This is a genomic window from Arthrobacter sp. NyZ413, from assembly GCF_049390645.1.
In the GTDB taxonomy this organism is placed as follows: domain Bacteria; phylum Actinomycetota; class Actinomycetes; order Actinomycetales; family Micrococcaceae; genus Arthrobacter.
The window spans coordinates 1,663,324-1,684,198 of the sequence record NZ_CP155434.1; the positions used below are offsets into that span (position 1 = coordinate 1,663,324).

General features: G+C 61.9%; 19 protein-coding genes. 11 read left to right on the top strand and 8 right to left on the bottom strand.

The genetic code is table 11. The features are described 5' to 3' along the window. The first annotated feature begins 130 nt into the window (after nt 1-130). Both ABCW42_RS07835 and ABCW42_RS07840 read left to right on the top strand, forming a co-directional pair. A complete protein-coding gene (locus ABCW42_RS07835) occupies nt 131-2,299 on the top strand; it encodes a hypothetical protein (protein ID WP_423184308.1) in 2,169 nt (722 codons plus the stop codon). Nucleotides 2,300-2,309: 10 nt separating this feature from the next. Next, a complete protein-coding gene (locus ABCW42_RS07840; RefSeq protein WP_423184309.1) occupies nt 2,310-2,789 on the top strand; it encodes a retropepsin-like aspartic protease in 480 nt (159 codons plus the stop codon). 16 nt (nt 2,790-2,805) lie between these two features. On the opposite strand, the gene ABCW42_RS07845 is transcribed toward ABCW42_RS07840, so the two are convergent. From ABCW42_RS07845 to ABCW42_RS07855, 3 genes are all read right to left on the bottom strand, one after another. Next, complete coding sequence (locus ABCW42_RS07845) at nt 2,806-3,225, bottom strand: hypothetical protein (protein ID WP_423184310.1); 420 nt, start codon at nt 3,223-3,225, stop codon at nt 2,806-2,808. Nucleotides 3,226-3,337: 112 nt separating this feature from the next. Continuing rightward, the gene (locus ABCW42_RS07850; RefSeq protein WP_423184311.1) at nt 3,338-3,751 is read right to left on the bottom strand and encodes a hypothetical protein; all 414 of its coding nucleotides are present in this window, start codon (nt 3,749-3,751) and stop codon (nt 3,338-3,340) included. A 545-nt stretch (nt 3,752-4,296) separates the two neighbouring features. Continuing rightward, nucleotides 4,297-4,635, bottom strand: a complete 339-nt coding sequence (locus tag ABCW42_RS07855) for a hypothetical protein (RefSeq protein ID WP_423184312.1) — start codon at nt 4,633-4,635, stop codon at nt 4,297-4,299. Between the two features lie 247 nt (nt 4,636-4,882). On the opposite strand from ABCW42_RS07855, the gene ABCW42_RS07860 reads away from it, so the two are divergent. Beyond that, nucleotides 4,883-5,137: a helix-turn-helix domain-containing protein gene (locus ABCW42_RS07860; protein ID WP_423184313.1), complete on the top strand. Its 255-nt coding sequence runs from the start codon at nt 4,883-4,885 to the stop codon at nt 5,135-5,137. A gap of 296 nt (nt 5,138-5,433) precedes the next feature. Here ABCW42_RS07860 and ABCW42_RS07865 read toward each other — a convergent pair whose 3' ends face one another. Beyond that, a complete protein-coding gene (locus tag ABCW42_RS07865) occupies nt 5,434-6,564 on the bottom strand; it encodes an IS1249 family transposase (RefSeq protein ID WP_423184314.1) in 1,131 nt (376 codons plus the stop codon). A 387-nt stretch (nt 6,565-6,951) separates the two neighbouring features. Beyond that, a complete protein-coding gene (locus ABCW42_RS07870; protein ID WP_133206151.1) occupies nt 6,952-7,407 on the bottom strand; it encodes a MarR family winged helix-turn-helix transcriptional regulator in 456 nt (151 codons plus the stop codon). Between the two features lie 173 nt (nt 7,408-7,580). Between ABCW42_RS07870 and ABCW42_RS07875 the strand changes: the two genes are divergently transcribed. Further along, nucleotides 7,581-8,804 carry an MFS transporter gene (locus ABCW42_RS07875; RefSeq protein WP_423184315.1) on the top strand — a complete coding sequence of 408 codons (1,224 nt, stop codon included), beginning with the start codon at nt 7,581-7,583 and terminating at the stop codon, nt 8,802-8,804. Nucleotides 8,805-8,870: 66 nt separating this feature from the next. Here ABCW42_RS07875 and ABCW42_RS07880 read toward each other — a convergent pair whose 3' ends face one another. Next, nucleotides 8,871-9,767: a DNA-formamidopyrimidine glycosylase family protein gene (locus ABCW42_RS07880; RefSeq protein ID WP_423184316.1), complete on the bottom strand. Its 897-nt coding sequence runs from the start codon at nt 9,765-9,767 to the stop codon at nt 8,871-8,873. Nucleotides 9,768-9,931: 164 nt separating this feature from the next. Between ABCW42_RS07880 and gcvH the strand changes: the two genes are divergently transcribed. From gcvH to ABCW42_RS07905, 5 genes are all read left to right on the top strand, one after another. After that, on the top strand, nt 9,932-10,318 hold the full coding sequence (gcvH, locus tag ABCW42_RS07885; protein WP_423184317.1) for a glycine cleavage system protein GcvH: 387 nt from the start codon (nt 9,932-9,934) through the stop codon (nt 10,316-10,318). 143 nt (nt 10,319-10,461) lie between these two features. After that, on the top strand, nt 10,462-10,941 hold the full coding sequence (locus ABCW42_RS07890) for an FHA domain-containing protein (protein ID WP_133206155.1): 480 nt from the start codon (nt 10,462-10,464) through the stop codon (nt 10,939-10,941). A gap of 20 nt (nt 10,942-10,961) precedes the next feature. After that, nucleotides 10,962-11,678: a MerR family transcriptional regulator gene (locus ABCW42_RS07895; protein ID WP_423184318.1), complete on the top strand. Its 717-nt coding sequence runs from the start codon at nt 10,962-10,964 to the stop codon at nt 11,676-11,678. Continuing rightward, nucleotides 11,678-12,181 (top strand): bifunctional nuclease family protein, encoded by a 504-nt coding sequence (locus tag ABCW42_RS07900; protein ID WP_133206204.1) that lies wholly within the window; start codon nt 11,678-11,680, stop codon nt 12,179-12,181. Before ABCW42_RS07895 ends, ABCW42_RS07900 begins: the two co-directional genes overlap by 1 nt. A 242-nt stretch (nt 12,182-12,423) precedes the next feature. After that, nucleotides 12,424-13,017 (top strand): MerR family transcriptional regulator, encoded by a 594-nt coding sequence (locus ABCW42_RS07905; protein ID WP_133206157.1) that lies wholly within the window; start codon nt 12,424-12,426, stop codon nt 13,015-13,017. Between the two features lie 125 nt (nt 13,018-13,142). Here ABCW42_RS07905 and ABCW42_RS07910 read toward each other — a convergent pair whose 3' ends face one another. After that, on the bottom strand, nt 13,143-13,961 hold the full coding sequence (locus ABCW42_RS07910) for a ParA family protein (protein WP_423184319.1): 819 nt from the start codon (nt 13,959-13,961) through the stop codon (nt 13,143-13,145). A 313-nt stretch (nt 13,962-14,274) separates the two neighbouring features. Here ABCW42_RS07910 and ABCW42_RS07915 point away from each other — a divergent pair, with 313 nt between their 5' ends. Further along, nucleotides 14,275-17,670, top strand: a complete 3,396-nt coding sequence (locus tag ABCW42_RS07915; protein ID WP_423184320.1) for a pyruvate carboxylase — start codon at nt 14,275-14,277, stop codon at nt 17,668-17,670. Nucleotides 17,671-17,752: 82 nt separating this feature from the next. On the opposite strand, the gene ABCW42_RS07920 is transcribed toward ABCW42_RS07915, so the two are convergent. Then, on the bottom strand, nt 17,753-19,561 hold the full coding sequence (locus ABCW42_RS07920; RefSeq protein WP_423184321.1) for an AMP-dependent synthetase/ligase: 1,809 nt from the start codon (nt 19,559-19,561) through the stop codon (nt 17,753-17,755). Nucleotides 19,562-19,744: 183 nt separating this feature from the next. Between ABCW42_RS07920 and ABCW42_RS07925 the strand changes: the two genes are divergently transcribed. Then, a complete protein-coding gene (locus ABCW42_RS07925; protein ID WP_423184322.1) occupies nt 19,745-20,860 on the top strand; it encodes an ROK family glucokinase in 1,116 nt (371 codons plus the stop codon). Nucleotides 20,861-20,875 lie beyond the last annotated feature (15 nt).

Sequence of the window (20,875 nt, forward strand, 5' to 3'; positions counted from 1 at the left end):
GAATCGCGAAAAAGGTACCGGCGAGTGCCGTTCCGCTTTCAACCCAAAAAATCCAAGTAGCACCACTCAATTCCGCCTATTTCGACGCATAATTTTCCACCCTACTAATGACTCAAAGGAGTCTTTTGTTATGACTGCATATGCAGACGGCCCCCTCGGGGGCACCCCACTCACCGCGGCCAATCTGAACCGTGACTTCAACGCCCGCCCCGCGAAGTGGGCGGCGAACACCCCTTATATTGGCGGGACTGACATTGCTATCAGCCCGTCCGGTGATCTTGTTTCGTGCACGGTTTCCCACACTTCGGGCACGTCGTATGACGCCATGAAATGGAAAGCGAATGCCCCATACGTGGACGTTGACGCCCAAAAGTTAGGATCCGACCCGGACGACACCCTTTCGTGGCAACGCGCGGTGAACATCGCGATTGTCTCAGGCGTAAAGCGCGTTTTGGGAAAGTCTCCTGTTTACAACTGTTCAGCACCGATCAACTTCGTCGGCGCTACAGGGCTCGTGATCGAAGGAGCCGGCATTGCCGCTACAGTCATCAACGCCTCCGGATCTTCCACCCCGATGGATGCGTTGTTCTACACGTCGGGCGCAGCTTCCGATGTGATCATCCAGCACATGACCATCAAGGGAACGACGGTTGACGATGTGACCGCGCCACGGCGGTCAAGGACTTTCACAGGACCGGGGCTGAACTCTGGAGTTGTCGCTTATGGCGATTTCAACCCGCACAATACGGGCGCGAGTGCTGTCCGCAACATCCGGCTTCGCCACCTCCGCATCCAAGGAACACGCGGCCTGCCGTTCCAGTTTGATGGCGTGCGAGGATATGCCCAAGCGATCGACGTTGAAACCGAGTTGACCATGGATGGCGGCTGGGTATCCTGCGAAACCGTAGTCTTCGATCAGCTTCGTTCCTACAAATCGGCTGACAACGGGTTCTCCATATCCCGCGACTGCAAGCGTGTCATCGGCGGAAGCGTCTACGTTGAATTGGCAGCCTATTACGGGCTATGGCTCTCCGGGTTCATCGTCAACAACGACACTACCGACCTCGGCCCAACGAACTTCATCGTAGACACCGTCAACGTGAAAAATGTTGGCCTCGGCGGCTTGAAACTAGACGATGCCCCAAGCAACGGGCGTATCAATAACGTGCTTGTGGACGGTGTATCCCGTGGCACCACAGACGGCCCATCTCCCGCTGGCGGCATCGGCGTCCTGATCGGCGGCTACCCATCAACCAGCAGGTCCGCGCCAACAAGCTTCGCGTCCCAAATCAGTATCGGCTCGATGCTGTTGATGAATTGCCAACGCGGTGGTGTGCTCGTGACCGGGGCGACAGATATTCATCTTGGCGACGTCCAGGTCATCAACGCCGGAAGCCAGTACAAGGAAGACGGGACGACCGTCATCTCATCCAGTGACAACACCCAGAACTTCGGTGTGTCTCTGGACTCGGCCAACCCGGGAACGGTCACCCGGCCATTCGTCAGGAACCTCCGTGTGGTCGATAACCGCGGCACACCGTATACAAACTTCCCGATCTATCTGACCGGAGCTGTCAGCCCCGGCTACGCCAATGTTTCCGCAGTGGGAGCCCGCCAAACGTTCTTCTCGGACAACATCACGGAAACCTTCAACGGGTCGAAGGTCTTTCAGCTCCAGGTGAAGGACGTCGGCGGCGCTACCGCTGGAAGTAGCGCCGCTACGGGCACCGTTCTCGGTTACGACTTCAACGGTGCCGCGGGTTCGACCCGGACGCACCGAATAAAGACCGCAGCGGTTGACAGGTGGGGCTTCGGAGGTGACGGCACATCAGAATCTGGGAGTAACGCCGGTACTGACTGGGTGCTCAACAGCTATGACGATTCCGGGGCTTCTCTTGCCACGCTTGTGCGCATGACCCGACTTGGAGCAGTGACTCTTGGCGTGACGGGGAAATCAATCACGATGAACGCCAAGATCGTCTCCGCTTCGTCATCGGTTACCGGTATCACCGCAGGCGCGCAGGCTTCTAGCGCCGCTGCCGGCGGTAATGGAGCGAATGACATCGCTGGCACGCTAAACGCCACGGCGGTTGCATCGCCATCCGCCGGAACGTTGGTAACCGTCACCTTCGGCACCGCCTACGCCACGACCCCGCACGTCGTACTGACCCCGCAGAATGCGGCCAGTGCCTCGTGCCAGCCGTACTTGACCCGATCCTCAACGGGATTTAGCATCGCCTGCGCCACAGCGCCCGGCGCCAGCGCTTCACTGTCCTTCGACTACCACGTGATCGGTTAGGTGCGGCTTGTTGTCAGACCAGCTTGCTAAGGTCGGATTTATGATAAACGCCGAGGGCTACTCCAAATCACCAGTTATTCGCGGAACGATTCAGAACGAAGGATGCTACGTTCAAGTCCAAGTCGGGCCGCTGGTGGAGGGGATGGGCGAGTCCCTTATCGAGCGGTCATATTCGGCCGTGGCGCTGATTGACACGGGCGCGGCAACTTCGATCATTTCGCGAAGAGCAGTTCAGGCCCTTGGTCTCACGCCGAGTGGTGTCTCCGGCATGACGACAGCCCACTCGAAGGGACTTCCAGTGGAAGCTCCTCACCATAGGGTCTGGGTTGTGTTCGAGAACGGTAGCGCAGTTGGAACTACCGCTGTCGAAGTGGACTTCGGCGCCCGAGACGATCTCCAATTCATGATCGGACGTGACGTTCTTGATTTCGGGAGGTTCGTATACCGAGGAAAACAGAATGAGTGGATCCTTGACTTTTCGGCTTCCTAGGAACCCCAGGTGACGTTTAGGGGCTCGGCGGGCTTTGGTAGTTGATCTGAATACCAGGGCCGCCAGTATCACTGATGGTGTTGGATGACATGTCCCATCCGCTGAAGTGCCCGCTGTTTTGCGGCCCTCCACCTGGAGTCGAGAGCTTAGCCATTTCCTCGGTGTGATGATCGACAATTTGGCGTAGCTCGTCGGTTGCCGATGCTAGCGCCATCTGGTCATTCCGGTACAGGCGGTACCCGCCCACGGCCAGAGCGATGCATACAACAAGGTTGGCGGCAATGAAAACGACGTACGGGGCCAGCTCGGCATGGTTTGCCCATGTCAAGATCCCAGGGATTCCGAGCAATCCGAACAGGCTGGACAGCCAGGCAACCGGTTTGTCGGCTATCGCTCGAAATCCGCATGGAAGGCTCAGTCGAAGGTACTTGATCATAGCCCAAGCATATGGGTCTATGAGACCGGTTAAGTGCGCACGGATAAGGCGTCTCACCCTTTCACATGTTAGGCGCCTTATCCCTGGTTAACGGTTCTTGGCAGCGGCCAGATTATGAAAGTGGAATTCGGGCCAGGGTTTGGAACAGTTCGTCATCTTCAGGCCCATCGGTGAGCGGCACGACAGAGTACAGTAAGTCCACGAATTCGGCTTCCGGCGCCACTTGCCCAAACCTGTAGTCGTGGAAGCTGTAAAGCCCGTTGCTGGTTGAGCTACCGCCCGGGTGCTCGTGCATATTGCCTAGCGAATCAACCAAACGGAAGGCTTGGAACTCATCTGAGGGTATTGGAGTTGCAGGGAATGCAATCAGGACCCTCGTCATTTTGTTCCAAATCTCAATGCTGGTCACATAACCGCGGGCCTGATGTCCCCCTGCACGTACGACGAACTCAGGATTCGGTACGACGATTGTCCTCTCGTGTACCAATGTCTGGGCGTCTTCTAGAAACTCCTCGACTTCGCTCATTTCTCCTCAATCTGTAGATGTCTCGAAGGGCACGATGCCCCTTCTCCAAGACCAGCAATTCAGCTCACTATATGTCGCGGGCCGACGTTCCACGTAAGATCCGATAAGCGCCCGTAGCCAATGCCGCGCGAGGCGTCGTATCCTTGCCTTCCTAGCAGTCAACATGAGGGGGCAACATCATGGCCGCGCAAGTCGAGTACCAGCTGCATAAAGCATCCGGAAATCAGCACTACTACTGGCGTGTCGTATCTACTGGCAATAACAAGGTGCTCGCAACCAGTGAGACATATTGGAACAGGGACGACGCCATACGAGCGGGAAACCTCGTTCGCTTGAACAGTGGATCCAACGCTGACTTCAAGGACCACACGTAGTAGGGCACACGAAAATACGCCCCCAGCGGTGACGGTGACTATTTGTCTTTGGGTCCCTGCTGGGGGATCGTAGTGCTATACGTGTCGACCACGGGGCCGCTACCGGCCCCGTGGTCGAGCGTTATCAGAGATACATTTTAGGCTTCTTGCCTTTGAGTGAATAACTATGCATCACTGATGGATCGTCCCACCCAGCTTGTCTTTCACCGCGTTCGCATCCCCGAGGGGTGCCTTAACTATCCAATTTGGGCCGACCACCATGACCGCATCAGGAGAGCCTTCCTGAATCTTGATCTGCCTGTCCCGGGCCGCGGTCGTGCCGTAAATGGCAGCCCAGCCGTGCATGCCGCATGTGCGGTATTCGCTTGAGCCATCAGAGAACTGTTGAAGGTCGCCTTCGCACTTCAGCCCGCTTGATTGAACGGCACTAATCAGGCCGTCCAGGTTGCGGTAAGTGGCGTCCTTCTCAACGGTTGCTGCGCCACATCCCGCCGTCATCATGATGACCAAGGCTGACGCCCCGGCCACCCCCAATATCTGTCTCATAGCGCCGATGATAGGGGAGCATTGGGCCGATTAAAAGAGTCCTGCATAGAAAACTGTTAATGAGACGATTTAGGAATCACTAAACTATTAGCCTGCTATGCGGTAGGATTGCTATATCAACCTTGGTTCGGTTGATGTTTCAGGCATTGGTTGGGGCGTTCACTCTGGAAGCAGGGTGGGCGCCCCTTCTGTGTTTCGATACGATTTGCTGATGGAAGAGCTACGCCTTCTCGACATGAAGCAACTGGCCCAGATGTTCAAGATCAGCCGCTCGCACGCGTACCGGCTCAAACAGGAACAGCAATGGCCACACGTCCTGCTCGGCACTCAGATCCGCTTCACCTTGGACGACGTTAGAGCCATCCAGGAAATGAACCATAAGCCCGCGAAGGATGCGCCACGCGGCCCACGCATCGGCACCGGGGCGACGAAGCGGCCACGCATACCCAAGCGGACTGACAGGTGAGTGCACTTGTGTGTGCACCCTGCCGGAAAGGCGCGAAAATCTGAGGATCCTGGAGGATACGCACTCTCCCTATATATAAGGTACGAGGCCACCATATCCACCCACCGGATAGTAGGGGATATGGTGGCCTCGTTACTGGGGGTCAAGGGGTCGCAGGTTCAAATCCTGTCAGCCCGACCGCAAGATACGGAAGTAACGTCCCGGAAACCTATCGGTTTCCGGGACGTTTGCGTTTAATGCCTGACGCCCCTGGAAATGAGGGTTATAGGACAAAACGTGTGTAAATCCCGGGCGCGTCATGTGCGGCCTGCCCATCCTTTGCGGGTCCAGAGGCCTTCTTCGGCGATGAGGCCGGTGCTGTAGAGCTCAGGGCCTGGGTTCTGTTCGGTCGGTGCCGTGGGTGTGGTCTTGGCGGGGCGGTAATGATTGGTCTTGATGAGTTTGGCCGGTGGCAGCGGCTGCTCGCTGTGGAGGTAGAGGTACCATTCGATCGCGCGTTTGCGGTGCTCTTCGCTCATTCCGGGGTGTGCTCGGAGGAGTAGTCGGAGTTGGGCGTTGGTGCCGCCTTCAATGCGTTTGGTGGTCGAGGCGATCTGAAGGCCTGCGAACTCGGTGCGCAGGTAGGTGAACAGCGTCCCGGCCTGGCTGAGTCGTTCCAGGAGCCGGTATGCCTTGCGGAGCCTGTCATGGGTGTACCACCAGGCCTGATTGGCCCTGACCCATCCCGGCACGACGGCGGTGCCGTTTCGGTAGGTGCGGGCTTTGACCAGGTGCCCGTGGCTCTGGTGCCAGTCATTGAGCCCGCCTAGCCACGCGGCGGCTTCGGACGCGGTGGTGATCCTCGTCAATGCCGGCCCGAGCCGCAGCAATGCCTTGCCTGCGTCGGTCCGGGGCCGGCCAGTCAGGTAGGTGCGGACATTGCGCTGGACGTGGACCAAGCAGCGTTGGACCGCGGTCTCACTCCAGCACTCGGACAGGGCTGCTGCGATTCCGGAGCCACCATCGGTAATCACGACGGTGGGGGCCGGGAACCGGCCGAGCAGGGCAGCCCACGCGGCCTTCTTTTCGGTGTCGCACCACTGCCAGCCGAGCACGTGATCCCCAGCGACAGCGATCAGGCAGCACCACGAGCCCACGTAGATCCCGTCGACCTGGATCTGGTCATGGATCTCGCCGGTGACCGGGATCTCCGGGGCGATGTTCCAGCACCACGAGGTGCGGCGCCGGAAGGACCTTGCCGTTCCGAAGGAGGTCGCGGATGACTGGCTCGACGTGCCCAGTAGCCAGTCCAGGAACGCGTCCAATTCCGCACGCCGGCTCACGTCAGGACGTTCACCCGAACGGCTCGCCCCGCATTCCAGGCACCGGTATCGCTGCTTGCCGGCAGCTGTCTTGCCGTTCCGAACCAGCGCACGACCACAAATCAAACACTCCAGAGATATGCAAGCACCCCAGCCACACTAAGCTTCAAAAGCTTAGCTACCTCTAATTTCCCGCGCGCTCACTGGGAAGCAAGCCCCTCCCATACACACGTTTTGTCCTATAACCCAAATGACGAGCGACACTGGAATTCCGGTGGCGTCAGTAGATCCGGGCGGCGTCAATCAAGAAGTGTGTCGTGTACGCGCACCGCAGATGCCGATCGCCAGAAACGAAGCAACGGTCCTATGCAACTCGAGTCCAGCGTGGTCAAAAAGGTCTGATGCGGTGCGCCCGCGACGCGCAAACTTCTCCGCGACGCGCGGAAGGACCCGCGACACAGGTATTCCGCCAGCGCCAGTCCATTTCCGCGTCGCAGGTCCTTTGGGGTGTCGTCAGGCGGAGTGAACGGCCTGCAGTGCGCCGAGTGCCTTGACCAAAGGCTCGAGCTCCGGGACCGATTCTGCGGCCGCCAGCGATTCCGCGAGTGTTTCGTCGTGCACGGGCCGGGCGGCAAGGAGGAGCTTCTGGCCGGCATCAGTGAGTTCGGTATAGATCCCGCGGCGGTCGTCGGCACATAGGATCCTGGTCAGCAGGGCGCGCTCCTCGAGCCTGTTCACCAGCCGCGTGGTTGCGCTGCTGGACAGGGCTGTCGCCCTGGCAAGCTGCTGCATCCTCATGTGCCAGCCGTCCTGCCGGCTGAGAGCGTCCAAAACGGTGTATTCGACCACTGAAAGCTCCACGGCCGACTGCAACGCCTTCTCGAGTGCCGTCTCGATGTTCCCGTGCAAGGCTGCCAGCGTCCGCCACCCCTGCGCCCGCACCTCAACGGCGTCGTCCTTGATGCCCATGTCCTGCGTATCTCCTGCCGGTCGATAAAGAAACCAGACGCATCGAAAAGTAGTTGCTTGCGCAATTACATGGCGTGTGCAACTATATATGCAGCGTCTGCAACTAATATTCTACGGCTCTCGGCGGCGCACTTCCACTCTTACGGGAATCCATCCCCCTCAAGGAGCACAACATGCCAGCAGGGTTGATCGCCCTAGCCCTCGGCGGGTTCGGTATCGGCCTGACCGAGTTCGTCATCATGGGCCTCTTGCCTGAGGTCGCGACAGAGTTCAATGTCAGTGAGGCCGCTGCCGGCTGGTTCATCACCGGCTACGCCCTGAGCGTCGTCGTCGGGGCCCTTCTTGTCACGGCCGCGGTGACCCGCTTGCCCCGGAAGCCAGTGCTGATCGGGCTCCTGGTCCTCTTCATCGCGGGCAACTTCCTCTGTGCGATCGCTGACAGCTACCCGGCCATGATCGTCGGTCGCGTCGTCGCCGCGCTTTGCCATGGAGCTTTCTTCGGCATTGGATCGGTGGTCGCGGCGGGCCTCGTGCCCGCGAACAAGAAGGCCGGAGCCATCGCGATCATGTTCACCGGCCTGACCGCCGCCAACGTTCTCGGAGTTCCGTTCGGGACCTTCCTTGGCCAGAACCTTGGCTGGCGTTCCACGTTCTGGGCCATCACCATCATCGGGGTCGCGGCCCTCGTGGGAATAGCCGTAATGGTTCCGCGGGCCAAGGACGACGCCGTCGCGAACAGCGTGCGCAGTGAGTTGCGGGCTTTTGCGTCGGGCCAAGTGTGGCTTTCCATCGTGGTCACGATCCTTGGCTTCGGCGGCATGTTCGGCGCCTTCACCTACATCGCCTTTACCTTGACTGATGTCTCGGGATTCGACCCCCACGCGGTGCCTTGGCTCCTGGTCCTTTTCGGTGCCGGCCTGTTCGTCGGGAACATCGCGGGCGGCAAAGCGGCGGACAAGTCCATCGACAAGGCGCTCGTGGCGATCCTTGCCGGCTTAGCGCTGGTCCTGGTGTTCTTCGCGCTCACCGCTGCCAGTCCCGTGGCTACGTTGTTTTCGCTGGCGCTCATGGGTGGCTTCGGATTCGCGACCGTTCCCGGATTGCAGATGCGCGTGATGCATTTTGCCGCGGCGGCACCAACCCTGGCCTCCGGGGCGAACATCGGAGCTTTCAACCTGGGCAATGCCCTGGGCGCCTGGTTGGGTGGCGTCACGATCAGCATGGGCTTGGGATACACCTCTCCCATTTGGGTAGGCGCCGCCATCACCATTTCCGCGTTGCTTGTCATGATCGGAGCCGCGTCAGCGGCCCGGCGCGGGGAAGCAGCGCGGTTGGCTACCGTGCACAAAGCAGCTCCCGACGTCGGACGCGATCCTGCCGCCGTACCGGCCCCCTGAGTGCCGGGCGCCTAAGGGAGACCTGCCGGAGCCCGCCGCAACTATCGCGGCGGGCTCCGTGTGCGCTCAGGCGACCTCGCGGGAACCGCGCTTGACCAGAACCTCGCCGTCGGTTTGGCAAGTAGGGCAGTACTGCAGTGAGGTCCCCACGAACGCAACCTCCCGGATGGTGTCCGAGCAGATGGGGCATGGCTCTCCCGTCCTTCCGTGGACACGCATGGAGGATTTCTTGGCAGCCTTCAATTCGCCGGGGTGCAGGCTCGTGAACTCCTGGACGGCGCCTGAGAGTATGTCTTTCATGGTCGTGTAGAGGAGTCGGAGCGCCTCTTGATCAAGCGAGGACGCGGCAACGACGGGGGACAGCTTCGCTGCGTGAAGGATTTCATCGCTGTAGGCGTTGCCGATTCCCGCAATGAGCTTCTGGTCCTTGAGGAGTCCCTTGACCTGCTGCCGGTGGGTGAAGAGTTTGCTGAACTCATCGATTCCGAAGGCGGGGTCGAGCGGTTCCGGACCCAGTTCGGCGATGCCCTTTACTTCAGTGGGGTCCTTGACGATGAATATGGTCAGTCCCTTCCAGGTGCCGGTATCGGCAAGTATGACCTGATAGCCCCGGTCGTCGTTCTCAAAGCCGAACCTGGCCGCAAAGTATCCGTCGGGGGAGGGGGCGTCCTCGCCTGGCTGCGTATCCGAGAACGTCAGCCAACCGGCCTTCGCGAAGTTGACCACCAAGAACAGTGGTCCCGGGTTGCCTGCTTCGGGGAGTCCGTCGGGCGCGATCCTTACGATGATGAACTTCCCTTGCCTGCCCACGGACTCGACCGTTCGCGCGATGAGCGATTCAAACGGGACAGCTGAAATCTTCAAGGCAAACTTTGACGGCAGGAGCGCGTCGGTGATCCTGGAACCGGATAGCCGCGCGTCAAGGAATGTAGCCAAGGCAGTGATTTCAGGCAGTTCCGGCATGATCGCGCTCCTTCGACGGCGTTGCGGGAATATGCGTTGCGGACCTCGCAACCCATCATCCCAGAGACCTGTGGGGAGCGGGACCGGATGTGCTTATACTTTCAGCGGTGGCCGGAAGCCCGGGCCGCCCTCGTGGTCCTTAACGTACCGATGAAAGGCGACTCATGAGCAACATTCCTGCCGATCTTTCCTACACAGCCGAACATGAATGGGTCAGTGCCCCCAATGCGGACGGCGTCGTGCGCGTCGGCATCACGGATTTCGCCCAGGACGCCCTCGGGGACGTCGTCTACGCCCAACTGCCCGAGCCGGGAACGACGATCAAGGGCAACGACGTCGTAGGCGAGGTTGAATCCACGAAAAGCGTGAGCGATATCTACGCTCCGGTCAGCGGCGAGGTCATCGCCCGCAACGAGGCCCTCGACACCGACTCCGCCTTGATCAACTCGGATCCGTACGGTGAAGGCTGGCTGTTCGAGGTCAAGCTTTCGGAAGCGGACGCCATCGAGTCTTTGCTCAGTGCATCAGAGTACGAACAACAGGTAGGCTAAAAGGTATCTGGCCCGCCAAGCTGGTTCTTCCTTTCCTGGGAGGGCGGCAGCGGCGGGCCAGCGGCCCGTTGTGGCCCGGGAGGACCGGGCAGATGCGTAGCCGGCGGTCGGGGACAACTGTCGGCGGATTGAGGAGGATTTCCATGGTTGGCGGCGAGCAGAACCAAGCCCAAGGCGAGTACGGTGCTGGAGAACAACCAACGTCGGAGACCACCTCAATCCACCTCACGCCGGTGCGCCACCACGATCAAGGTGTCCGCCCGTCCTTGGCACCCGAAGAGCGCGCAGCGGTAGAGGCACTGCCTCCTGGATCCGCGCTGTTGATTGCCCACAGCGGCCCGAACGCCGGGGCCCGGTTCCTCCTGGACTCGGACACTACGACGGCGGGCCGTCACCCGGACGCCGACATCTTCCTGGACGACGTCACGGTTTCGCGCAAGCACGTCCAGTTCCTGCGCACCCCCGAAGGGTTCGAAGTTGTTGACACGGGAAGCCTCAACGGCACCTACGTCAACCAGGACCGCGTGGACAATGTCCTGCTCAAGAACGGCAATGAGGTCCAGATCGGCAAGTTCCGACTCACCTACTACCTGAGCCCTGCCCGCGCAGCAGGCCAGGACTGATTCCGGGGACGCCTGTGGCAATGGCCCAGCCGGAACGGCGCGGACCGCAGGTCCTCAATATCGGGGAGGTCCTCGCCCAGCTCAGCGACGACTTTCCCTCGATGACGGCTTCCAAGATCCGGTTCCTGGAGGAAAAAGGACTGATCAATCCGAAGCGCACGCCGGCGGGATACCGCCAGTATGCGGAGAGCGACGTCGAGCGCTTGCGTTTCGTCCTGGCTCTCCAGCGGGACCAGTACCTTCCGCTCAAGGTGATCAAGGACTATTTGGACGCGATCGACCGCGGCGAACGTCCTGAAAACCTGCCGCCCGGGGTCACGGTGTCTCCGCGCATTGTTTCGGACGAACTTGCGGCCGAGCTGCAGGGGCGGGCCCGCGCATTGAGCGAGGAGCAGCTTCGGGCCGAATCCGGTGCCAGCGTTCCCCTGTTGCAGTCCCTCCTCAGCTTCGGGCTTATCAGCCACGTTAATGGCAGGTTCGACGAACACGCGCTGCAGGTGGCCCGGGCCTGCGTCCAGCTTGAGGGCCATGGATTGGAACCGCGGCACCTCCGGCCCTTCCAAGCCGCAGCCGATCGCGAGTTCGGCCTCGTAGAGCGGGTTGTGGCCCCTTTGACGTCCCGCAAGGACGCCGCATCGCAGTCGCGGGCCGCTGAAGCCGCCCGCGAAATCAGCGAACTCTGCCTTAGCCTGCACCGTGCCCTGGTGCAGGACCGGATCTCCCGTATGGACGCATGATGATTGAAGTCGAAATTGTCGGAGTCCGGATTGAGCTGCCCTCAAACCAGCCGCTTGTTCTCCTTCGCGAGATGCACGGCGAACGGCATGTGCCGATCTGGATCGGAACGCCTGAAGCCAGTGCGATTGCTTTGGCCCAGCAGGGCGTGGTCCCGCCGCGGCCGATGACCCATGACTTGCTGATCGACGTTGTCGAGTCCCTTGGGCACTCGATCATCAGCGTCAACATCGTGGCGGTGGAGGACAACATCTTCTATGGCCAGCTCCAGTTCGACGACGGAACCGTAGTAAGTTCGCGGGCTTCGGACGCGTTGGCTTTGGCGTTGCGGGCGAAGTGCCGGATCTGGTGTGCCGACGCCGTGATGGACGAAGCCGGGGTCAGGATTACCGAGCACGACGAAGGCGAAGAGGCCGAGCCGGGTCCGGACGTCGATGAAGAACGTGAGTTGCGGCGTTTCCGTGAGTTCCTGGACGACGTGGAGCCGGAAGACTTCGAAGGCTGACCCGCCGCTAAGGTTAAAGTGGAGGGTGAAAGTCTCGACACGATCCGAAAATGGTTCGCACGTCTTTGACCTGAGGCCCTTGCACGCCTAACGTCGAAGATATCAAGTTCCCGTTGCATCCAGGACCGCCGCGCGTCACACTGAAAGGTGCGCACGCGTTGAAATTACACGGTTGCTCTTTTCTGACCGTGTTGTGCGCCTCATGCAACATCCCCAGGGGAACTTCGGACAAGGAGGGTCACGTGAGTCCCAAAGGCGAAGCAGGCGAGCTACGGCAGGCCTCGGCTGGCATTGCCGTACCCGCAAGTGGTGCCCAGGGCCTGCTTTTCACCGAGGACCTTCCGGTCCTGGATGAAGATGCCGGCTACCGCGGTCCCACCGCTTGCAAGGCCGCGGGCATCACCTACCGTCAGTTGGACTACTGGGCCCGCACCGGACTTGTTGAGCCTGCAGTGCGCGGTGCCGCTGGCTCCGGCTCGCAGCGACTTTACGGTTTCCGGGACATCCTGGTCCTCAAAGTGGTCAAGCGACTCCTGGATACCGGCGTTTCCCTTCAGCAGATCCGCTCTGCGGTTGAGCACTTGCGTGAGCGCGGAGTGGAAGATCTGGCGCAGATTACGCTCATGAGCGATGGCGCAAGCGTCTATGAATGCACGTCGGCAGATGAAGTCATTGATCTCGTGCAGGGCGGCCAAGGCGTCTTCGGCATCGCAGTCGGCCGCGTGTGGCGCGAAGTCGAGGGGAGCCTCGCAGCCCTTCCCAGCGAACACGCGGTGGAGCAATCCTTTCCCGACGACGAGTTGAGCAAGCGCCGGTCTGCCCGCCGGACCGGCTGAACGCCGTCGTGATTTCCGCGCAGGATCCCGCGCAACACAAGACGTGAATGAAGCCGCCTTCTCCGGAAAGCGGCTTCATTGCGTTGGGCACGATTCAGGCTGGGAGCCTGGAAGGAGGAGACGGCTCAGCGTTGGCGGCGTTCGCGCGTACCGTTGTGGGCCGCGAGCATGTTTTCCAGGAGCGTGTCGAACAGCTTGGCGGTGTTCTTTGCGGAGTCGCCCGGCCAATGGTGCACGGCGTGGGCCGCGCCCTGGATCTGCTGCCAGTTCGCTTGTTCCGGAATGTGGGGAGCCAACAGCAGGTCCCCGAACATCGATTCCATCTCGGCGAGCCTGAAACTGTGCTCGGACGAAGTCGGCCTGACGCGGTTGGCGACGATGCCGCCGGGGGCCAATTTCGGTGCGAATTCCTGGCGGAACAACTGGATGGCGCGCATGGTGCGTTCGGTTCCGGCCACGGAGAACAGGCCAGGTTCGGCAACCAGGACCACACGGTCGCTGGCGCCCCACGCCATGCGGGTCAGTCCGTTGAGGGAGGGAGGGCAATCGACCAGGACCAGCTCGTACTGCTCAGCGGGTGCCAGGACCGAAGACAGCCGCCGGAGGTCGCGGCGGCCGAGGTCGGGCCGGTCGTAGATTCCGGTGTAGGCGGATCCGATCGCGACGTCGAGGGCAGAGGGTTCGCCGTTGCGGCGGGCGTGTTCTACCCAGCCGCTCGTAACGACGTTCTCGGGAAGCTTCGCTTTGCGGGGGTTCTTCAGCATGCGGCCGATGTCGAGCTGATCGCCGGCCTGGACGCCGAGGGCAGTGGTTGCGTCGGCGTGGGGGTCGAGGTCCACAACAAGGGTTGGGATGCCTGCAGTCAATGCGGCCGAGGCTAGCCCAGTGGTTACGGATGTTTTTCCTACGCCGCCCTTGAGGCTGCTGATGCTGACTACTTGCACTTGAAAACCCAAAACCTAACGCCGGTTACCGTGTCGCGGTGCTTCTGTTCCGATGAGGCCGGAACCGGGGCTCTGCCGCCGCCCTTCAACATCATATGTGGAGTCGCCGCAGATTCCCGCCTTATCCGCTCCGAGGGGCTTTGATCTCCGTTACTTCCCAAGTCCCATAGCACGTGTATCCGGGCCGTGCGCGAATGTACACTGCTCGTGACGATTCTCTATGTGACCGTCAACACAAAGATTTGTATTTGTGTGTGGAGGTCTTACACACTGTGACCACCGACCGTTACACCCGCAATGATGCAGGAGAAGCATGTTTTCCAAGATTCTGGTGGCTAATCGCGGCGAAATCGCGATCAGGGCCTTCCGCGCCGGCTACGAACTCGGCGCAAAAACGGTAGCGGTCTTCCCGCATGAGGATCGTAACTCGATCCATAGGCAGAAGGCCGATGAGGCGTACCTGATTGGCCAGCAAGGCCATCCGGTTCGTGCCTACCTGGATGTAGACGAAATTGTCCGCGTCGCCAAGGAAGCGGGTGCGGACGCGATCTATCCGGGCTATGGGTTCCTTTCGGAGAACCCGGACCTCGCCCGGGCAGCCCAGGAAGCGGGAATCACTTTCGTCGGCCCGCCGGCCGAAGTACTCGAGCTCGCGGGCAACAAGGTCGCTGCGCTTGAGGCCGCCCGCAAGGCAGGCGTACCGGTCCTGAAGTCGAGCGCGCCCTCCCGGGACGTCGACGAACTCATCGCTGCCGCGGACGAGATCGGCTTCCCCATCTTCGCCAAGGCTGTTGCCGGTGGCGGCGGTCGCGGCATGCGCCGCGTGGAAACCCGGGAAGAACTTCCGGAAGCCCTGCAGTCGGCAATGCGCGAAGCGGACGCGGCGTTCGGCGATCCCACGATGTTCCTCGAGCAGGCCGTGCTGCGCCCCCGTCACATCGAGGTCCAGATCCTGGCCGACGCCGAGGGCAACGTCATGCACCTCTTCGAGCGCGACTGTTCACTCCAGCGCCGACACCAGAAGGTCGTCGAAATCGCGCCGGCTCCCAACTTGGACGAATCCATCCGCCAGGCCCTGTACCGGGACGCCGTTGCCTTCGCCAAGGCACTCAACTACGTCAATGCCGGTACCGTTGAATTCCTCGTCGACACCGAAGGTGCCCGCGCCGGCCAGCACGTGTTCATCGAGATGAATCCGCGTATCCAGGTGGAGCACACGGTCACCGAAGAAATCACCGATGTGGACCTGGTCCAGGCCCAGATGCGCATCGCGTCGGGCGAGACCCTCGCGGACCTCGGCCTGAGCCAGGAGTCGGTCTCGGTCAAGGGCGCAGCCCTCCAGTGCCGCATCACCACTGAAGACCCCGCCAACGGCTTCCGCCCCGACGTTGGACGGATCACCGGTTACCGTTCCGCCGGTGGTGCGGGCGTGCGTCTCGACGGCGGTACGGTCTACTCGGGTGCCGAGATCAGCCCCCACTTCGACTCCATGCTGGTGAAGTTGACCTGCCGCGGACGTGACTACCCGGCCGCCGTCGCCCGTGCCCGCCGTGGCCTTGCCGAATTCCGGATCCGTGGCGTGTCCACCAACATTCCATTCCTGCAGGCGGTGCTCGCCGATCCGGACTTCATCGCCGGCAACGTAGCCACCGACTTCATCGACAAGCGTCCGGAACTCCTGAAGTCCCACGTCTCCGCGGACCGTGGAACCAAACTGCTCACCTGGCTCGCCGATGTCACTGTCAATAAGCCCAACGGCGAACTCAAAGTCCACACTGATCCGGCCATCAAGCTTCCGAAGATCACCGGTCCGGTCCCGAGCTCCGGCTCGCGGCAGAAACTGAAGGAACTGGGACCCGAAGGCTTCGCGAAGGCGCTTCGCGAGCAGCAGGCTGTGGCCGTCACGGACACCACGTTCCGCGACGCCCACCAGTCCCTCCTCGCCACACGCGTGCGCACCCGGGACCTCGTAGCGGCCGGCCCCGCAGTCACGGCGCTCCTCCCGGAACTCTTGTCCGTAGAAGCCTGGGGCGGCGCCACCTATGACGTCGCACTGCGCTTCCTTGGCGAAGACCCGTGGGAACGTTTGGCTGCGCTGCGCAAGGCGTTGCCCAACACGTGTATCCAGATGCTTCTGCGCGGCCGCAATACGGTCGGCTACACGCCGTACCCGGAAGAAGTGACAGAAGCTTTCGTCAACGAGGCGGCCGCCACCGGCATCGACATCTTCCGGATCTTCGACGCGCTCAACGACGTCAACCAGATGGCTCCCGCGATCCGCGCCGTGCGCGCCACGGGCACGGCAGTGGCTGAAGTCGCCCTGTGCTACACCGGCGATCTTCTTGATCCGAACGAGAAGCTGTACACGCTCGACTACTACCTGGACCTCGCCCAGAAGATCGTCGACGCCGGTGCCCACATCCTCGCCATCAAGGACATGGCCGGCCTTCTTCGCCCGGCCGCGGCAGCCAAGCTTGTGACGGCCCTGCGTGAGCGCTTCGACCTCCCGGTCCACTTGCACACCCACGACACCGCTGGCGGCCAGCTGGCCACCCTGCTGGCGGCCGTGGATGCCGGTGTGGACGCCGTAGATGTCGCCTCCGCATCACTCGCGGGAACCACCAGCCAGCCATCCGCATCCGCCCTTGTGGCCGCGTTGGCACACACTCCGCGCGATACCGGCCTGAGCTTGGCCAGCGTGAGCGCCCTGGAACCGTACTGGGAAGGCGTGCGCCGCGTCTACGCTCCGTTTGAATCCGGACTCCCGGGTCCCACCGGACGTGTGTACCAGCACGAGATCCCGGGCGGCCAGCTGTCCAACCTTCGCCAGCAGGCCATGGCTTTGGGACTCGGCGAACGCTTCGAGGCCATCGAAGACATGTACACCGCGGCGGACCGCATCCTGGGCCACCTCGTGAAGGTGACTCCTTCGTCCAAGGTGGTGGGCGACCTCGCCTTGCATCTTGTGGGAATCAACGCCGATCCGGCCGACTTCAACGAGAATCCGCAGAGCTACGATATCCCGGACTCCGTGATCGGCTTCCTGTCCGGCGAGCTGGGAGATCCTCCGGGAGGATGGCCGGAGCCGTTCCGGACCAAGGCCCTCCAAGGACGCAGCATCAAGGTCCGCGACGTGGAACTGAGCGCCGAGGATAGTGCGGCCCTCAAGGGCGATTCCAAGACGCGCCAGCGGACATTGAACCGCCTCCTCTTCGAGGGGCCCACCAAGGACTACCTCAAGAGCGTCGAAACCTACGGCAACTTGTCCGTGCTCGACACCCGCGACTACCTGTACGGTCTCCAGCTCGGGGCCGAGCACGTCATGGAGCTGGAAAAGGGCGTCCGCCTGATTGCCTCCCTCGAAGCTGTCTCGGAACCGGACGAAAAGGGCATGCGCACCGTGATGTGCAAGCTCAATGGACAGTCCCGTCCCGTGGTTGTCCGCGACAAGTCGGTTGTCAGCAACGTGAAGACCGCGGAGAAGGCCGACCCGTCCCAGCAGGGCCACGTCGCGGCTCCGTTCGCGGGCGCCGTCACCGTCACGGTGAAGCCCGGGGATGCCGTCAATGCCGGCGACACCGTTGCCACGATTGAGGCGATGAAGATGGAGGCTTCCATCACGACGCCGGTAGGCGGCACGGTCTCGCGCCTCGCCATCAACAAGGTGGAACAGGTCCAGGGCGGCGATTTGCTGATCGTCGTCGATTAGCGTGACGTCCCCGGCAGGGGACACAAAGGAGGGGTCTTGGGCTTCACAGCCCAAGACCCCTCCTTTTCGTTTGACGGCAGATTCAGGACGCTTTCGGAGCCGAGTACATTTCCTCGATCACGGCGTCGAAGTCTTTCAAGACCTGTGCCCGCTTGACCTTCAAGGACGGCGTCAGATGGCCGGACGACTCAGTGAAGTCCGCAGGGATGATCCGGAACGACTTAATCGCCTCGGCCTGGGAAACCGACTGGTTTGCGCGGTTGATCAGTTCCTGGACTGCCGCCCTGACTGTCGCGTTCTCCGTGGCGTCCTCGACGCTGGTGGATGTGGGAAGGCCGTGGCGCTCCAGCCAGCCCGGCAATGCTTCCTCGTCCAAGGTGACGAGGGCACCGATAAACGGCCTGTTGTCGCCGATCACCAGGACCTGGGAGACGAGGGTATCTGCCCGGATCTGATCTTCGAGGAGGGCCGGCACGACGTTCTTGCCGCTCGCCGTGACGATGATCTCCTTCTTGCGTCCTGTGATTTTCAGGAAGCCCTGTTGGTCCAGTTCGCCGATGTCGCCCGTACGGAACCACCCATCGACGAATGTGTCCGCGGCGAGGTCTTCCCGCTTGTAGTAGCCCTTCATGACGCAGACGCCCTTGGCGAGGATTTCGCCGTCGTCGGCAATCTTGACCGCGTTGCCGGGCAGCGGCGCCCCGACGGTGCCGATCTTGATCAGGGACGGGGTGTTGACGGAGATGGGCGCGGTGGTCTCGGTGAGTCCGTACCCTTCGAGGATCTGCAGTCCGATTCCGTGGAAGAAATGGCCCAGACGTTCGCCGAGGGGACCTCCGCCGGAAACGGCGTGGTGGACGTTTCCGCCCATCGCGGCACGCAGTTTTCCGTAAACGAGCCGGTCAAAGATCGCGTGCTTGAGCTTCAACGCGATTCCGACTGAACCCGCTTGCCGCGCCTTGGAGTATGAGATCGCCGTGTCCACGGCCCGGTGGAAGATGGCTCCCTTGCCGCCGTCTTCGGCCTTCGTGAGGGCCGAATTGAACACCTTTTCGAAGACGCGGGGGACGGCGAGGATGAACGATGGCTGGAAACTCTGCAGGTCCGACAGCAGGTTCTTGATATCCGGAGTATGCGCCACTTGGGCACCGGCCGCGACGGCCAACACAGAAATGAAGCGGGCAAACACGTGGGCCAACGGAAGGAACATGATGGTCTTGGCATTTTCGTTGACCACGTCCCCGAGTGAAGCCAACGCGTTCTCCGAGAGCTCCACGAAATTCCCGTGCGTGAGCTCGCACCCCTTCGGACGGCCGGTGGTGCCGGAGGTATAGATGATCGTGGCGACGTCGCTGAGGATGGCGCGGCTGCGGCGGCTTTCGAGCTCCTCGTCGCTGACGCCCGAGCCGGCGTTGCGCAGGGCGTCCAGTCCGTCCCCGAGCTGCCAGACGTTGGTCACGGCCTCAAGGCCTTCGGCTGTGACGGCCCGCCAGATGACGTCTTCGTGGTGGGCCGATTCGGCGAACGCCGCAACCGCTCCGGAATCGCCGAGGTTCCAAGCCACTTGGGACGGCGATGACGTTTCGTAGATCGGCACCGAAATTCCGCCGGCGAACCAGATGGCGAAGTCCACCAGCGACCAGTCATACCGTGTCCTGGACATGATGCCGACGCGATCTCCGGGCTCCACGCCATTGGCGATCAATCCCTTTGCCAGGGCGGAGACATCCTGGAGGAACTCGACCGCCCGGACGTCCTGCCATAGGCCCGCGGCGTCGAGGGTCGCGAACAGTGCAGGATTGGAAGGGTTGGCGGCCTGACGGATCACGAGGTCCGTGATGTTGGTTTCGGGGGCAACATTTACGAGGGGCGGAACACTGAATTCACGCACGATAGCTCCTTCGATATCAACAGACCATTGCGGGGCTGCTCTAACTCTATACGGCCCGGTCAGGGGTGTATCGCAGTTCACCGGCCAGAGTTACTGGTGAGTAACTTTACGGGAAGTGTCCTGTTCCTCAAAGAGGCCGGCGCCATGTCCTGACAAATGCCGCTCTCGGAATATGATGTCCACATGCCTCTCAACCCACCCAACGACCACACCCCATCAAGAGTTCGGGAGGTGTCCTGGCCGGGATCCGGATCGGCGCTCCGCCGCTTGGCCCGCAAGAACGGCGGCCAGCGCGGGGAGGCGGTTCCCTGGGCTGCGCGGCGCGCGCATCTCGGACGCCGGGGCCTGGCCATCGGGATCGACATTGGCGGAACCAAGGTGGCGGCGGGCGTTGTTGATCCCTCTGGCCAGGTTGTCGAGGAAGCACGGCGATCCACCCCCGGGAACGACGCGCGCGCCGTCGAACGGGTGATCGTCGAGCTCGTCCAGGAACTCGGAAGGAACCACAGGATCGCTTCCGTCGGGATCGGGGCCGCCGGCTGGATGGATCTCGACGGCGGCACGGTGCTGTTCAGTCCGCACCTCGCCTGGCGTAACGAGCCGCTGCGTGAAAACCTCCAGAGCCTCCTGCGGCGGCCCGTGCTGGTAACCAACGACGCCGATGCCGCCGCCTGGGCTGAATGGCGCTTTGGTGCCGGCCAGGGGGAGAGCCGCCTTGTCTGCATCACGCTCGGCACTGGTATCGGCGGGGCAATGGTCATGGACGGTCGGGTGGAACGCGGGCGCTTCGGTGTCGCGGGAGAATTCGGGCACCAGATTGTGGTCCCCGGCGGGCACCGCTGCGAATGCGGCAACCGGGGATGCTGGGAGCAATACGCGTCCGGCAACGCCCTCGGAAGGGAAGCCCGGGAGTTGGCGCTGCGGAACTCGCCGGTCGCCTACGAATTGCTGAAAGCAGCCGGTGGCTCCGCGGAGGACATCACCGGGATCACAGTGACTGAACGCGCGAAGGCCGGGGACGCGGCGTCGAAAGAACTCTTGGAGGAAGTCGGGCATTGGCTTGGACTGGGCCTCGCCAACCTCGCCGCCGCGCTGGATCCGGGAACGTTCGTCATCGGCGGGGGACTGTGCGACGCCGGTGAGCTCCTGGTCGGTCCTGCCCGCGCTTCATTCGCCCGCAACCTCACGGGCCGGGGTTTCCGGCCGACGGCCGACATCAAACTCGCCGCCCTCGGTCCCCGGGCGGGAATGATCGGCGCAGCCGACCTCTCCCGCGTCAGCGGCAGGATGCGTGGCTGACCCGAAGCCCGCGGT

Excerpts from the sequence above, each read along its gene's own strand:
- ABCW42_RS07845 (WP_423184310.1), bottom strand. The coding sequence starts at position 3,225 with ATGATCAAGTACCTTCGACTGAGCCTTCCATGCGGATTTCGAGCGATA.
- ABCW42_RS07835 (WP_423184308.1), top strand. The coding sequence starts at position 131 with ATGACTGCATATGCAGACGGCCCCCTCGGGGGCACCCCACTCACCGCG.
- ABCW42_RS07880 (WP_423184316.1), bottom strand. The coding sequence starts at position 9,767 with ATGCCGGAACTGCCTGAAATCACTGCCTTGGCTACATTCCTTGACGCG.
- ABCW42_RS07890 (WP_133206155.1), top strand. The coding sequence starts at position 10,462 with ATGGTTGGCGGCGAGCAGAACCAAGCCCAAGGCGAGTACGGTGCTGGA.
- ABCW42_RS07860 (WP_423184313.1), top strand. The coding sequence starts at position 4,883 with ATGGAAGAGCTACGCCTTCTCGACATGAAGCAACTGGCCCAGATGTTC.
- ABCW42_RS07925 (WP_423184322.1), top strand. The coding sequence starts at position 19,745 with ATGCCTCTCAACCCACCCAACGACCACACCCCATCAAGAGTTCGGGAG.
- ABCW42_RS07850 (WP_423184311.1), bottom strand. The coding sequence starts at position 3,751 with ATGAGCGAAGTCGAGGAGTTTCTAGAAGACGCCCAGACATTGGTACAC.
- gcvH (WP_423184317.1), top strand. The coding sequence starts at position 9,932 with ATGAGCAACATTCCTGCCGATCTTTCCTACACAGCCGAACATGAATGG.
- ABCW42_RS07900 (WP_133206204.1), top strand. The coding sequence starts at position 11,678 with ATGATTGAAGTCGAAATTGTCGGAGTCCGGATTGAGCTGCCCTCAAAC.
- ABCW42_RS07915 (WP_423184320.1), top strand. The coding sequence starts at position 14,275 with ATGTTTTCCAAGATTCTGGTGGCTAATCGCGGCGAAATCGCGATCAGG.
- ABCW42_RS07870 (WP_133206151.1), bottom strand. The coding sequence starts at position 7,407 with ATGGGCATCAAGGACGACGCCGTTGAGGTGCGGGCGCAGGGGTGGCGG.
- ABCW42_RS07895 (WP_423184318.1), top strand. The coding sequence starts at position 10,962 with ATGGCCCAGCCGGAACGGCGCGGACCGCAGGTCCTCAATATCGGGGAG.
- ABCW42_RS07875 (WP_423184315.1), top strand. The coding sequence starts at position 7,581 with ATGCCAGCAGGGTTGATCGCCCTAGCCCTCGGCGGGTTCGGTATCGGC.